Annotated in this window: 7 protein-coding genes; 2 read left to right on the top strand and 5 right to left on the bottom strand. The window is 34.0% G+C overall.

The annotated features are described in order from the left end of the window. Positions 1–17: 17 nt before the first annotated feature. Both NCC77_RS02420 and NCC77_RS02425 read right to left on the bottom strand, forming a co-directional pair. Entirely contained in the window at positions 18–1,727 is a 1,710-nt protein-coding gene (locus NCC77_RS02420) for a RagB/SusD family nutrient uptake outer membrane protein (RefSeq protein ID WP_250834207.1), read from the bottom strand. A gap of 16 nt (positions 1,728–1,743) precedes the next feature. Further along, positions 1,744–4,974, bottom strand: coding sequence for a SusC/RagA family TonB-linked outer membrane protein (locus NCC77_RS02425; RefSeq protein ID WP_250834208.1), 3,231 nt, complete (start codon positions 4,972–4,974; stop codon positions 1,744–1,746). 345 nt (positions 4,975–5,319) lie between these two features. On the opposite strand from NCC77_RS02425, the gene NCC77_RS02430 reads away from it, so the two are divergent. Then, positions 5,320–8,199 (top strand): helix-turn-helix and ligand-binding sensor domain-containing protein, encoded by a 2,880-nt coding sequence (locus NCC77_RS02430; RefSeq protein ID WP_250834209.1) that lies wholly within the window; start codon positions 5,320–5,322, stop codon positions 8,197–8,199. 41 nt (positions 8,200–8,240) lie between these two features. On the opposite strand, the gene NCC77_RS02435 is transcribed toward NCC77_RS02430, so the two are convergent. From NCC77_RS02435 to gldJ, 3 genes are all read right to left on the bottom strand, one after another. Continuing rightward, on the bottom strand, positions 8,241–8,516 hold the full coding sequence (locus NCC77_RS02435) for a SymE family type I addiction module toxin (RefSeq protein WP_250834210.1): 276 nt from the start codon (positions 8,514–8,516) through the stop codon (positions 8,241–8,243). 386 nt (positions 8,517–8,902) lie between these two features. After that, the gene (locus tag NCC77_RS02440; protein ID WP_250834211.1) at positions 8,903–10,186 is read right to left on the bottom strand and encodes a UDP-N-acetylmuramoyl-tripeptide--D-alanyl-D-alanine ligase; all 1,284 of its coding nucleotides are present in this window, start codon (positions 10,184–10,186) and stop codon (positions 8,903–8,905) included. Between the two features lie 117 nt (positions 10,187–10,303). Next, the gene (gene gldJ / locus NCC77_RS02445) at positions 10,304–11,989 is read right to left on the bottom strand and encodes a gliding motility lipoprotein GldJ (protein ID WP_250835060.1); all 1,686 of its coding nucleotides are present in this window, start codon (positions 11,987–11,989) and stop codon (positions 10,304–10,306) included. A 212-nt stretch (positions 11,990–12,201) separates the two neighbouring features. Between gldJ and porU the strand changes: the two genes are divergently transcribed. Next, the gene (gene porU / locus NCC77_RS02450; RefSeq protein ID WP_250834212.1) at positions 12,202–16,038 is read left to right on the top strand and encodes a type IX secretion system sortase PorU; all 3,837 of its coding nucleotides are present in this window, start codon (positions 12,202–12,204) and stop codon (positions 16,036–16,038) included. Positions 16,039–16,042: the final 4 nt, after the last annotated feature.

Consider the following 16,042-nt stretch of genomic DNA (forward strand, 5'->3'; position numbering starts at 1 on the left):
TTAATAGTTATTAAATATTACCAACCCGGATTTTGATTGTAAACTCCATTCAATAGTCTGATTTCAGTTTCAGGAATCGGAACCAACCCTTTAGTTTCGGTTCTGTATTTTACACTATAATTAGCATCAACACCAGAATTTCTAACTTGAGTTACGTCATTAAAAGCAGTTTCAACATCTCCCCAACGAACCAAGTCAAACCAGTGCAAACCTTCAAAAGCCAATTCATGCAAACGTTCTGTTTTAATATTCTCAAGAGAATAGGCAACCGGTCCGAGATGTGCTCTTCCTCTTACTGCATTCATACCGTCAGCTGTTTTAGTAATTTCAGAATGCATTAATAATACATCTGCAAAACGCATAAAAATAAAGTCTTGAGCGTGCATTAACTGCATATCGGTAATTGACCAAGCATACATTTGAACAAACATACCAACATATGATCCTTTACCATTGTCGTGCTGTAATGAAACATATTTTTTATTAAAATACCCTGTTTCATGGTCCCCTTTATCTGCAGCATAGCCATCTGTTCCTTGATCCGCTTTACCCACTTCAAGTATAGAACCTCTTTTTCTTGGGTCGGCATCATCCCAGCCACTATACAATCTCGGATTTACCGTACACCATCCCCAGCCTTCTCCGAAAGGCGCCAATGAGTTACCACGCAATGAATTAAATAAAGCAAGTCTATTAGTATAGCTCTGACCATTTGTCCAATCCCAGTTACCAAAAGAATATCTTTGTACAAACATAGTCTCTAAATTTCCTGTGCCAAATGTTGGTGTAACACCATCTTGGCCTACCCATGACAAACCTTCTGCAGCAGCCCAAGGCAATACGCTATCGCTTTTTGCACTTTTATTCACATAAGAATATGGCCAAAGGTTTCTGAAATCAGACGCTAGCTTATGCCCACTATTATTTATACAATCATCTAAATAAGAGGCAACTTGCGTTCCTGTTAAAGATCCGCCGCCTACAAGAGGTAAATCTGCGGTTGCTTTCTTTTCGATATTGCTCATGTATCCAGTATAAAACAAAAATACACGTCCTAAATAAGCTTCAGCAACCCATTTATTAGCATGTCCATATCTAGAAGTTGGAATGCTTGTAAATGGCGTAGAAGGCAAAGTTTCAATGGCCAATTTCAAATCAGATGCAATTTGCGCAAAGGTCTCCTCATAAGTTGATCTTGGCACTAATCTATCAGCATCATAAGTTACAATCAACGGAACTCCTCCAAAGAATTTAGCTAATCTGAAATAAAAGAAAGCTCTCATAAATAAAGCTTCACCAAGCGCTTGCTTTTTAAAATCATCTGCTTCTTGCGGTGTATTAAAATACTTAGAAAAATCTGCCGTTGGCACTTTTTCTATAATGGCATTTGCTCTAGAAATTCCATTGTATGACTGTTTCCACATGTCGCGATAAGTATCTTCAGCAGGGTCTTCAAAATTATCTACCCATTTAGCCGATTTATCATCAGGACCTCCTCCACCAAACATCATATTATCCATTAAATTGGCAGCAACCTGTTCTTCACTATGAACATTCGCTGTATAGATGGCATTATAAACACCTGCCATGGCTTCGTTTATATCAGTAGGGCTCTTATAAAAACTATTTAAACTCTTTTCTGAAAGGTTCTCGGTATCCAGATAATCATCACAGCTCGATACTGCAAAAATTGCTGAAATTGCTATTATATATCTTAGTTTTTTCATTGTCAATGTTTTAATATTAAAAATCTGCACTTAATCCAAACATTACTGTTCTCGATTGTGGATATAGACCTAGATCTACCCCAGAAGCCCATGAATAGTTTGTATTATCTCCTCCCCAGCGCACCTCTGGATCCATACCATCATATTTAGTAAATGTGTATAAGTTATTTACTGCAACATAAAATTTAAGATTCGAGATGAATTTAAAATCTTTCAGTATTTCATTAAAATTATAACCTACAGTTAAATTATTAATTCTTAAATAATCAGCATTGTGCATGTAGATATCAGAAACATAATTTGTATTTCTGTTTGATACAGAACTTAAGCGAGGCATTTTGTTCGAAGTTCCTTCACCGTGCCAACGATCAAAAACATCTGAAGTATAATTTTGTTTCGGGCTATCAGCAAATGATCTGTAAGATTGCATTACCTGCATTCCGTATTTCCCTGCCATTGTAGTGTTTAAATACACATTTTTATATTCGAAGTTTAACTGAATACCTAATTGGAAATCAGGATTTGGATCTCCTAACATTGTTTTATCTTTTTCATCTATAACACCATCGTTATTTAGATCGACAAAACGAACATCTCCAGGACGCTGATCATTAAAATAAGGCTGACCTGTAGGACCTACGTAAGCCTCAACCTCTTGTTGGTTTTGTAAAATTCCTGCTGTTTTAAAGCCATAGAAAGAACCAATCGCATAACCTACTTGTGCTCTTGAAATCTCTGATGTTCCTTGAGATAATACATGAGACAAACCGTTAATTATACCATTACCGTTTGCAATTCTTGTAACTCTATTTTTATTAAAAGCTCCACTTACAGTAGCACCATATTTAAAACCACCTATTTTATCTTTCCAACTAACAGAAAGCTCATAACCTTTATTTTCAATATCTCCTCCGTTAATATAAGGATCATCAGCACCAGCAGTTCCAGGATATTGTGCTTTAACCAACCAGTCTTTTGTTGTTTTCTTGTACCAGTCAAATGTTACCCCTAATCTTGAATCGAAAAAACTTGAATCAAATCCGAAATCTAACTGTTCTGACGTTTCCCAGCTAACATCTGGATTTGGCACTGTTGAAGGATATGCAGTCTGTCCAGAAACTGGTTTTGTATCTCCAAAGAAGTATCCAGGAAAAGCATATTTAATACTAGATGAGTAATAGAAAGCATAATCAGTATATTGATTACCGTTTTGCCCCCAGCTTGCTCTTAACTTCAAGAAATTAAGATATTTTGAAGTGCTGGCCATAAAATCTTCTTTTGTAACCACCCATCCTGCAGATACTGACGGGAAATTACCATACTTATTACCATCACCAAAGTTTGAAGATCCGTCACGACGTATAACAGCAGAAAGAAGATATTTCTCTTTATAATCGTATTGTGCACGTGCAAAATAAGACATAATAGCACCACCACCCGCTGCTTTATCAAAGCCTGTTGTATTAATATCGGCAACAGTTCCAGGGCTCTTAGTGTTATCTAAATAAGAATACTTTGGATCATTTGGAAACAATAAACCGTTTCTTGAACCATATACATTATTATCAACAATTCTTTGCCATAACTCTGTACCAATTACTGCATTAATATTATGATTACCAATTTGTTTCTGATACGCAGCTGTATTCGTCCATGTTGAGTTAGCGCCAAAATACTGAGATTGCGTAGCGCCATCAATAGCATCATTGTAAAGTACTCCCAAATGATAGGTTGGGTTCATTGTTCTATTGTATCCAAACCATGAATCGATTCCATAAACTGATTTAAATCTCAGGTTAGAAATTGGCTCAATCTCTACAAATACATTCCCAATAATTTTATGATCTTTTGGATAATTGTAATTACTTCTGTAATACATTACCGCCAAAGGATTTGTTTGATTTGTATTTAACCCATCCAATGTAGGAGTAAATCCGTATTCGTTGATATTTCTATCAATTGCTGTTTGCCAATAAGCAGGCTGTAACGGATTTTGTGTAAGAGCGTTGTGCAAGTCGTTCCCATAAATATTTCCATTTGAAACATCTCTTTTTTGGATATTGGTATACGTTACATTCTCTCCAATAGTAATGATGTTATGGCTTTCATTTTTTTTCAGAACCATTTGCGTATTCATTCTTGCTGTTAATCTTTTAAATCCAGCATCTACGATATTTCCACCTAGTATACCGTCTTGATCAAAATAAGAAACCCCAAATGAATACGTAATATCTTCAGTTCCTCCAGTAATATTAATCGAATGATTCACTACAGGAGCGTCCTTTTTAGACATTTCATTGATCCAATTAGTTCCTGTCCAGCCATTTTGCAGTTTATTCCAGATCTCTTCTCCTAGCTGTGTTCCAGCTCCAGGATAATTTCTCTCTAACCAATCGTTAGTAGTTAACATTGTTTTCCAGTCATTTGGAGCAAGACCATCATTTACTCTTCCTTCATCCATGATGTACATATATTCTTGCGCATTTAAAGGATCCAGATTTTTGTAGATGTTCTGAATTCCAAAATAAGTGTCATAAGAAATTTTAGCCGGTCTTCCTTTACGTCCTTTCACTGTAGTTACCAAAACAACTCCATTTGCTGCCCTAGAACCATAGATCGCAGCAGAAGCCGCATCTTTAAGAACATCTATAGATTCGATATCCGAAGGGCTTAGATAATCAATATCTCCAACAGCAACTCCATCTACGATATACAGAGGATTTGAAGATCCAATGGTACCGATACCACGGATAACAACTTTTGTTCCTGCTCCCGGTGCACCACTATTTCTTGTAATGCTAATACCTGGCGCAATACCTTGAAGAGCTTCCATTGCCGATCCTGTATTCAATTCTTTTAGTGTTTCTCCTTTTAAGTTAGTAGAAGCACCAGTAATCAAAGCTTTCTTTTGCGTACCGTATCCGATAACTACAACTTCATTTAAACTTTGAGACACTGCTTTAAGAACAATAGTAAGCTTGGTTTTTCCTCCTATTGCTTCATTTACAGTTTCAAAACCAACGAAACTAATAGTCAAAGTTCCGTTAGAGGGAGCACTAATCTGAAATTTCCCATCAAAGTCAGATGCAGTTGCTTTATTGGTTCCCTTTACTAAAACCGTCGCACCTGGGACGGGTAATCCACTTTCGTCATTAATGATTCCATTTATGGTCACATCCTGAGCTAATGCGACAACAGAAAACAGTAAAGACGAAATACAAAAAATAAATAATTTTGTCAATTTCATTTTTCTAAAAATTTTGGTTAATTAATTAGTAATTTAATGCAATGATAATGTTAAATTTGAATAAACTCTTATTAAAAATCTTTACAAAAACACTTCAAACTAAATATTAACACACTACAAAAACACAACATTTATCTTTTAATTAACTCATTTACTGTGTTTTAATTTTTAAAAAAAAATGTTATAAAAATGTTAATTAAAAAAAAACGTATATTACATGAGCAGAAGAGTAACTATTACGTTATAATTTATAAAAAAATCAAAAAACAAGATTTATCGTGATTGATAAATCAACAATTTAAAATCAAAATAAAGCATTTCTAATAAAAATATATTTAAAATTTTATGAAATACATAGTTAGAATTTTTACATTAATTTTGTTATTATTCTTACAAATTAAAGGTTTTTCGCAAGTAAAAGATATTGGAATTCCAGACATAAAAAACTATAAGAGATCAGAATATAAAGGTGGAACTCAAAATTGGAGTATTGATCAGGATAAAAATGGAAATATTTATTTCGCTAACAACAGCGGTTTAATTCAATTTGACGGCTCAAACTGGCACAAATACTCTTTACCAAACAAATCTGAGATCAGAAGTTTAAAAATTGATGCTTTAGGACGAATATTTGTTGGAGGAAATAACGAATTTGGCTATTTCAAAAACGACGAAAAAGGAATATTAAAATATCACTCGCTCTATAATCTATTGAGTCCAATAGACAAAGAAAACATCAACCTAATATGGAGAATTCATATTTTTAATGGAGAAGTTATCTTTCAGTCTTTCAGCAAAGTGTTTTTTCTGAAAAATGAAAAAGTCACAACCCTTACAGCTCCTCATAAATTTCAATTTTCATTTTTAGTAAACAATAGACTTTATTTTCAAGATAAAACATTAGGTGTACTCGAATACAAAAACAGAAAGCTTACTGCAATAAAAGGCACTACAATGTTTAATGATAAAGAGATATGGTCTCTTTTCCCATTGCCTAACAATAAATTATTATACGCTACTTTAGAAAAGGGACTTTTTGTGTCCGAAAATGGCATTATTAAACCATGGGCAACTGAAGCCAATGAATTTATAAAGAAAAACACTTCGCTTGGTGGATCTATCATCAAAAATAAATTTATAATACTTAATTCTGTATTAGACGGAGCCATTATCTGTGATCTAAACGGAAAAATAATCCAGCATTTAAACCGCCAAAAAGGAATTCAGAACAATACAATTCTAGCTTCATTTGTTGACAACAAAAGTAATATTTGGCTCGGACTAGATAATGGTATCACTTTTATAAATGAAAATTCTCCTTTCTCCTACTTTGATTACAGTTATAATATAGGTACTGTATACGCCTCTACGATGTATAACGGGAATCTTTATGTCGCAACCAACCAGGGATTATTTTATCATTCTTGGGGAGGTTCTTTTAAAGACAGTCCATTTACAAGAGTCGAGGGAACAATTTCGCAAGTTTGGAACATCCAGGTTTTAAATAATGTATTAATATGCGCCAGTAATAGTGGAGCTTTAATTATTGAAAACAACAGGGTATCAAAAATACTGGACAATAAAGGATATTTTGGCTTCAAAAAAATACCCGATCATGAAAACTATATAATAGGTGAAAGTTACAATGGGTTTTCTGTCTTTAAACGATCAGCCACTGGTTACGATTATTTACATCAGGTAAAAGGATTTGATGAAACGACTAATAATTTTTCTGTAGAAATTGATGCGAATTATCTTTGGCTAAAGAAAAACCCTTTCTTATACCAAGTAAAATTATCTGAAGATTTACAACGCTTTGATTTCATAAAAAAGCACGTCAACATATCAGAAAAATATAAAGGAATAAACAGTTTGCAAAATATAAATGGCAAAGTCTATTTTCAAGTAAAAAATCATTTTTTCAGATATTCTGTTGAACAAGAAGCCTTTTTTGAAGATAAAAAAATAACAAACTTATTCAACGGAATTCCTACTATTAACACCTTAATTGAAGATTCTGCTGGAAACCTTTGGTATGCTTTTAACGAATCTCTTGGCGTATTAGTCAAAAACAAGAATGGAACTTTTACGAAAAAACAAGCTATTTTTTCAAATTTAACGGGGAATTTGGTTAACAATTATATATCAGTAAATGCAATAGATCCGCAAAATGTTTTTATAGGATTAACAGATCGTTTGGCGCATTACAACTCCACTATTCCAAACACTTTTATGACAAAACCAAAAGCTTTTATCGAAAGCTTTACGAATCCTGGAGATACAATTTTGACTGGTAATTTGGCCAATAAACTAGAATCCTACAGCATACCATATAAATACAATCGCGTCAAATTCACTTTTGCGTCGCCAACATACGAAAATCAGGAAAACGTAATGTACTCCTACAAACTAGAACCTTTTGAAGAAAATTGGCGCGGCTGGTCATCAACAGCAATAAAAGAATATACCAATCTGAGAGAAGGCAATTATGTAATGAAACTAAAAGCCAGAAATAGCTATGGTATAGAATCTAGCATCACAGAAGTAGAATTTACAGTATCTCCGCCATGGTACAGGCACTTTTTGGCTTACTTATTTTATCTGGTTCTTATTCTGCTTGGCGCGTATTTAATCTCAGTTAGAATTAAACTGAAGATTAGAAAAAATAGGTATTATGAAACCATCGAGCAAAGAAGACTTTATCTTGAAAAGGAGTCTAAAATTAGGCATGAACAGCATGACTTGGAAAAAGAAATTGAAAAGCTGAAAAATGACAAGCTTCAAATCAAAATCCTGGCAAAGGATAAAGAACTAGTAAATAACTCTTTACAAGTTGTAAAAAAGAACAAAGTTTTAAACGGAATCATTCATAAACTAAAAGATATTGACACTGGAATTTTGGACGAAAACACCAAATCTGAGTTTAGCAAATTACATAAAAGCATTGTAAAAGAAGTAAATACAGACAAGAGTTGGAAAGACCTCGAAAAGCACATTAAAAACGTTCATTTTGAGTTTTTAAAGCGATTAAAAGGACAATATCCAACCATTTCTCCAAGGGAATTAGATTTATCTACTTATTTATTAATGAATATGTCTACCAAAGAAATAGCTGAAATTATGAACATTTCTACAGGCGGAGTCGAATTAGCTCGTTATCGTTTAAGAAAGAAATTAGGCCTAAACAAAAAGGAAAACCTAATCGGATTTTTAATGAGTATATAAAAGAGAAGCCATTCAAATTTGAATGGCTTTATGTTATTAAATTATTCTTTTTGTACAGGCCTTATAATAAGTTCCCCTTTCATTACGGTTACAGCAACAGGTTCATCAATTAAAAATCCAGCCTCTTTGAGCCAATTACCACACAAACGTATTTGTGGTACAATTACTGGCTCTGTTTTGTACACGCCAATAGAACGCGAAAGCCTATAAAATGCATAAGCTTTCATTCGCCTAATTGATAATACTTTTGAAGTTTTTTTGATTATTGAGGCTGTAATCTCTACCTCTTTACTGCTTGTTTTTTCTGCGTTAGTCATTTCAGAATTTTTTTAGCTGGCCAAAAAAAAATACGGTTTCAGCCTTTCCCGTTGACTAACACTTTTTTAAGAGCTGTGGGCGCATTAACGCTTCACACGGGGGTACCGAAACCGCGTATCTATACAAGGCGGATTTAAAAATTCCACCTTAATTTTTACGAAATACTCGCTCTTAAAATGTTAGTCACAACAAATGTAAGAAAAAAGCATTTGTTTTTGTAAGAAAAAAAATAAAAAACTAACTTTTGAGATATACAAACAATAAACTATTAATTTTCAAATTTAAACAAAATGAGCCCGATAAAATATCGAACTCATTATTATAAAACTTAACTATAAATTTGCCTAAATTTTTGGACGCAATCAACATTATGCATGACTTTCTTTTAAATATAATCTAAAGTTCGTTCTAAGGCCATGCCTCGCGAACCTTTTACCAATATCATATTAGACTGAAAGCTAAAGGTCTTTAAAAATTCGGCAAAAGCATCGAATGTTTCAAAAAATTGAATATTTTCACTCGGAATCTTATTCGTAAAAAAGGCTTTTCCTATTAGAAAACATAAAGCCTGTTTTTGATCTGCTAAAGAATCAATTATAACTTTATGCTCGTGAAGACTTTCATCTCCCAATTCGAACATATCTCCAAGAATCATAATCTTATTTTTCTTGTCCAATTGCAAGAAATTGGTAATCGCCACCGCCATACTACTCGGGTTAGCATTATAAGCATCTAAAATAATCTCATTTGAGCCTTTTTGCATCATTTGAGATCTATTATTAGCCGGAATATAATTCTCAATAGCACTCTTAATATCGCTTTCTTTTACCTCAAAATATTTCCCGATTGCAGTAGCTGCATTTATGTTGTTGGCATTGTACAGCCCAATTAAATGAGATTCGATTGAAAAATCATTGTACTCAATAGCAACAAAAGGGTTTGCCGTAATATTCTGTATATTTAAGTCTGCCTTTTCTTTTTTTATTCCAAAAGTAAAAGACTTTATGCCCGCTGATTTCTCTATCTGAATCGGATCTTCTAAATTTACAAAAACAGTTTTCCCGTTTGCAGAAAGATATTGGTACATTTCACTTTTACCTGCTATTACACCTTCAACTCCACCAAAACCTTCCAAGTGTGCCTTTCCAAAATTGGTAATATAGCCAAAATCAGGCTGTGCAATCTGACACAAAAATTCAATTTCTTTTTGATGGTTGGCACCCATTTCTACAATTCCGATTTCTGTTTCCTTTGTAAAAGAAAGCAGTGTTAGCGGAACACCAATGTGGTTATTTAAATTACCAACAGTCGCTTTAGTCTTAAACTTTTTTGACAAAACAACATTGATCAATTCTTTTGTTGTAGTTTTTCCGTTACTACCTGTTAAAGCAACAATCGGTAGTGCTAAATAAGCACGGTGAAACTTTGCCAGCTCCTGAAGCGTCTCCAAACTATTTTTTACCAAAATAGTCCTATCGTCAATAAAATAAGATTCGTTGTCAATAACAACAAATAAAGCTCCCAAATCTAATGCTTCTTTAGCAAATGTATTAGCATCAAAATTCTCTCCTTTAATAGCAAAAAACATCGAGTCCTTTTCGATTTTTCTTGTATCGATAGACAGAGAACTGCACTTTAAATATAAGTTATGAATGTCTTGAATATTCATTTATAATTTTTTTAATATGTCATAAAAGTAGAAAAAAAACAATAAAAAAATTCCAAATTCCAGACTGAATATTCAGCTTTTGGAATTTGGAATTTTTGATATTATAATTCCTAAATCTTAGTTTCTAGGAGATTTTCTTTTTTCAGCTTTAGAACCTACTCTAGACATTGCACATCTGAAACCGATGTAATCAGTTGCCATATCTTGTGGAAAATATCTTCTTTGAGCTGGATCTAACCAGTAAGCTCTATCTCTCCAAGATCCTCCTTTGTAAACTCTTACTTTATCATCGATCAAAGTAGTACGTTTACTAGAGTTATCATATTTTCTGATCATTTTTCCTAAACTGTCTGTTGTAACATTATGCTTAGGAGAATTGTACATTGCCTGCTCTGTTTTAGATCCAGACTCTGAGTCACCAAAATCAAAATATCTAGAAGATTGTTTATCACCATCTCTGTAATTGATATTATCGCTTGTGCTAAAGTTTTGTCTCAAATACGTTTCTTGTTCGTCAACTGGAATCTGAGCAATTTCTCCTGGAAGGTTTCTTGCAACAACTTTACCGTTACTTAAAGTATCATATTTAATATTAGCAGTAGAAACGATTTCAAGTTTACCATCTTTACCAATTTTGTTTTTAGCATATTGATTTCCTCTATAGTAGTTAAAATCATTTGCTTCATTATCAATAATAGGTCTGTAAACGTCAGCTACCCATTCTGCAACGTTTCCTGCCATATCATAAAGACCGAAATCGTTTGGTGCATAACTTTTTACTTCATTAGTAATATCAGCTCCGTCATCTGACCAACCTGCAATTCCACCGTAATCACCGTTTCCTTGTTTAAAGTTAGCCAATTGATCACCTTTGTTTTTACGTTTATTAGAACGTGTATAATCTCCAGACCAAGGATATTTCTTTTGTCCTTTGTAGATGTTGTATTCTCTTTGTCCAACGTCTGCAGCAGCTGCATATTCCCATTCTGCTTCAGTAGGAAGTCTATATTCTGGTAAAATGATACCAGAAGAACGCTGAGCATAAACGTTTTTCTCTTCAGGAACTACACCGTCTTTACCAGCTCTAGGTTTTCTTCCGTTAGGGTTTTTCTTTAAAACTAACTCTTCGTTTCCTCCATAAGTTGTAGACGGAGATGCAACGTAAGCTTCAGTATTAAATAAACTTTCAGCACTTACATCATTTGTTTTTGCGCCTTTTTTAAGATACCCATTTTTCTCTAAAACAGCTTCGTTTACACGGTCTGTTCTCCATTTACTAAATTCAACTGCTTGAATCCAGTTAACACCAACTACAGGGTAGTTAGCATAAGATGGGTGTCTTAAGTAGTTATTAGTCATCGTTTCGTTATATCCTAAACGATTTCTCCATACTAATGTATCAGGAGATGCTCCTTCATAAATATTCTTGTAATTTTCTTCTGTTGGTGGAAAAACTTTCTTTAACCACTCTAGGTATTCTAAGTACATACCGTTCGTAACTTCAGTTTCATCCATATAGAATGATTGAACGTGTTGTTGAGTTGGCGTGTTATTCCAATCATGCATAACATCATCCTGTACTTTACCCATAGTAAACGTACCTCCTTCAACAAAAACCAAACCAGGACCAGCCTGTTGTTTTTTACCTGCATTTCTGGCAGCAGTTCCATTCTGACTATCTACATCCCAGCCTGTAGCTCTAGAAGCATGGCTCGAACTCGATTTTTTGCTACAACTAGCCGTGCCCAACATCAATACCATTGACATCATTAACTGCAAGACTACAATTTTGTTTACTTTCATACTCATTCTTAGGTGATAAATTTAGGTGCTGCAATATAATAATTAACATTTAATTGGCAACATCTGTTCTAATAATTTTATTTAGCTGTTTTTTCCAGAAAATAACCTTTAGTTACGAACGCAAAAATATACTTTTTATTATTTACTGTAACATGAAATACTATATTTTTACTTACTAATTATTTTTTAATTAAATTTCGGTTTTTTAACTCATGAAACAAGCAATTCTTATCTCTCTTTTACTGATCCCAATTCTTTCGTTTTCCCAGATAAATGGGAGCATAACGATAGATTGGCAAAACAAAAAAGAGGTAAATTATGGCGAAAATAAAATTACAATTCCATTCTTCTCAGGAAGTAGTTTTCGCTTCGACACTACAAAAAAAACCATAATGTTCTTCCAAAATCTGAATCAACCTAACGCTTCAGGCAACAGTTCGGCACAAATTAGCAATGTCATTTATGAATCGGTTTCGAGAGCAGATTTAGGAGATTTAACACTTGAAAACATACCGGAAAAACCAAATGAATCATTAATAGTCACCAATGCAAGAGACAAAAGATATACTTTTCTTTCCTTATCCCCTATAATTAAGGAAGGAAACAGCTACAAACGCATCAAGTCATTTTCTTACTTTATTGGCAACACAACGGGACGAACTACATCTACTTCTTCCTTTCAAAAATCGGCGGCAATCTCAAATTCTGTCTTAGCATCTGGAGATTGGTATCGCTTTTATATTCAGAAATCTGGTGTCTACAGAATAAACCGATCTTTTTTGCAAAGTTTAGGATTTGACCCTTCTAAAGCTGATCCTAGGAAAATCAAAATTTATGGAAACGGCGGAAGAATGCTCCCCCTTCCTAATGACAGTTATTATCCCGATGATTTAACAGAAAACACTATACAGATAATAGGTGAAAATGATGGCACTTTTAACAATGAAGATTACATTCTTTTTTATGCCGAAGGGCCCGACAGTTGGAGTTCTGAAAACCAAACTAACTTAAATTTATACGACACCAAGTCCTATTATTATATTACGGCTTCTGGCGGAGATGGCAAGAGAATTCAAAACTTAAATCAGCCAGCAGGAAATAGCACCTTAGATCTAAACACGTTTGATGACTATCAATATCACGAAATTGACCAAACCAACATTGTGCACCTCGGTCGCCAATGGCTCGGCGAGTCGTTTGATATCAATCAAGAGCAGGAATTTTCATTTAATTTCCCAAACCTTGATACTACCGTGCCTGTAAAAATAGAAGTAAGCGCCGCATCTGCATCTTTAACCAGCACTTCTTTTTCAATAGCCGCAAACACACTAAATGTGGGATCTATAAACTTTCCAGCTTTAATTGCAAACTCTGACACTAAATATAGGACGGGAAAACTTCCAGCAAATACAGAATTTACCGGAACAGACAATATCAAAATAAAACTTACCTATAATAATAATGGTGTTCCAGGATCTAAAGGTTATTTAGATTATATCAATCTTATTGCCAAACGAAAACTTTTAGGAACTGGCAAACAATTTCATTTTCAATACAACGATGCGGGCTCTAAAGCAGGAATTGCCAATTACACTATTGGAAATGCATCTGGAATAACACAAATCTGGGACATTACGAACCTATATAATGTATATAAAATCGAAAATGCCAATCAAACTTCTTTTAGCTTTAAGGCCAATTTGGGAGAAGTTAGAAAATATATCGCTATAGATGCTTCTGATTATTACACTCCATTAAAGGAAAATCTGTCAAAAGTTGCCAACCAGAATGTAAAAGGAACGATTTTCAGAAACAATCAAAGTTCTTTTCAAGATATTGATTATGTAATTATAACTCCAAAGGCATTATCCTCACAGGCCGAAAGATTGGCCAGTTTTCACAGAACCAATTCCAATTTAAATGTAAAAGTGATTGCCTTAGAAAACATCTATCAAGAATTTTCTTCTGGCAAACAAGATATTGCCGCTATTCGAAATTGCATCAGATATATCTACAACAATGCTTCTTCTCCAGAAAAAAGAGTACGTTATGTTAACTTATTTGGAGACGCTTCGTTTGATTATAAAGATCGCATCTCAAACAACACTAATATTGTACCTATATATCAATCTCTAATAAGCAATACAGTCGGAGAATCTTCATTTGCTTCTGATGATTTTTACGGATTAATGGATTCTAACGAAGGAGTTATTATTCCGTCTCTTGCAGGAATAGATATAGCCGTAGGAAGAATGCTAGTTTCAGATAATGCCCAAGCGCAGGAAATGGTGAACAAAGTCTTTGAATATTACGACACAAAATCATACGGGAATTGGAGAAATAATGTGGTTTTAATTAGCGACGATTCAGACAAAGCCGGCGATCAGACCTTGCAAGCCAACCAAAATACTCTTGCAGATCAAATTGCAATCGAAAAGCCTTTTTTTAATATCGATAAAATATTTTTAGACGCTTACACGCAAGAAGCTTCTGCCGGCGGAGCGCGATATCCTAAAGCAAGAACCGATTTTTTTAATGCTTTCGAAAAAGGTGCTTTAATTTTCAACTATTTAGGTCATGGCGGAGAGGACGGACTAGCAAGCGAAAGAATTTGGGAAAAATCAGATGGGCAAAACTTGACCAATCAATATAAATACACTTTATTTATTACCATTACCTGCGAATTTTCTCGTTTTGACGATCCGACGAGACCAACTGCTGGAGAATATGTTTTCTGGAATCCAAAAGGAGGAGCTATTTCAATGCTAACAACAATTCGCGAAATCGGTCAAGCAAACGCGGAAGAATTCAATAAAACGCTCAGCAAAAACCTTCTTTCTTATGGATCAAATCAATACAACACTATTGCAGAGTCTTTAAGAATATCCAAAAACGAAAATCCAAGCTCTTCTAGCAATGTTGTCTTTTATTTAGGAGATCCTGCTTTAATGCTTGCTATTCCAAAACCACGAATTAATTTAACTAAAGTAAACGATATTGTGATTTCGCAGGCAATTCCTGATTTAAAATCATTGTCAAAAATTAAAATTTCAGGAGAAATCACAGACGAAAACAATACGCTTTTAAGCAATTATAACGGAGAATTGGCAACGGCCATTTTCGATAAATTAATCACAAACACCACTTTAAATAACGACGGATTTAGCCCTCCAATGCAATTTAAAACTTTAGGAGAAACCATTTTTAGAGGAAATGCATCTGTTACAAACGGACAATTCGAATTTAGTTTTGTGGTTCCTAGAGATATAAGGATTCCTGTTGACAATGGCAGAATCAGTTTTTATTCAAAGAAAAACGAATCGCTAGAAAACCAAACAGGATACAACAACACGATCAAAATTGGAGGAATTAACGAAAATGCACCTCAGGACAATATAAGTCCAAAAGTGAAGTTATATATGAACGATGAAACTTTTGTATCTGGTGGAATAACGAATGAATCGCCTTTTCTTTTGGCTTTTTTAGAAGATGAAAACGGAATTAATACAGCAAGTGGAATCGGACACGATATTGTCGCTATTTTAGACGGAGATGTGAGCAATCCTTATATTTTGAATGATTATTACCAAACGAAATTAGACGATTACACTAACGGAAATTTACGTTTTCCATTCCGAAATCTAGCTCCTGGACTGCACACTATAAGCTTTACCGCTTGGGATGTTTACAATAATCCTGTTACTAGTGAAATCCAATTTACAGTTGTAGGAGACGATTCTTTGACACTATCACACGTTCTTAATTATCCAAATCCATTTTCAACTTATACACAATTCTGGTTTTCACACAACAGGCCTTATGAACCATTAGACGTACAAGTACAAGTAATGACTATTACAGGAAAAGTAGTTTGGACAAAAAATCAAATGATTACAACAGAAGGTTTTTTATCTAGAGAAATAACATGGGACGGAAGAGACGATTTTGGTGACAAAATCGGAAAAGGAGTGTATATTTACAAACTGACTGTAAAATCTAATTTAACAAATAAAAAAGCAGAAAAATACGAAAAGCTTGTCATCCTATAATATT

The sequence above is a fragment of the Flavobacterium tyrosinilyticum genome, from assembly GCF_023656565.1.
Taxonomy (GTDB): Bacteria; Bacteroidota; Bacteroidia; order Flavobacteriales; family Flavobacteriaceae; genus Flavobacterium; species Flavobacterium tyrosinilyticum.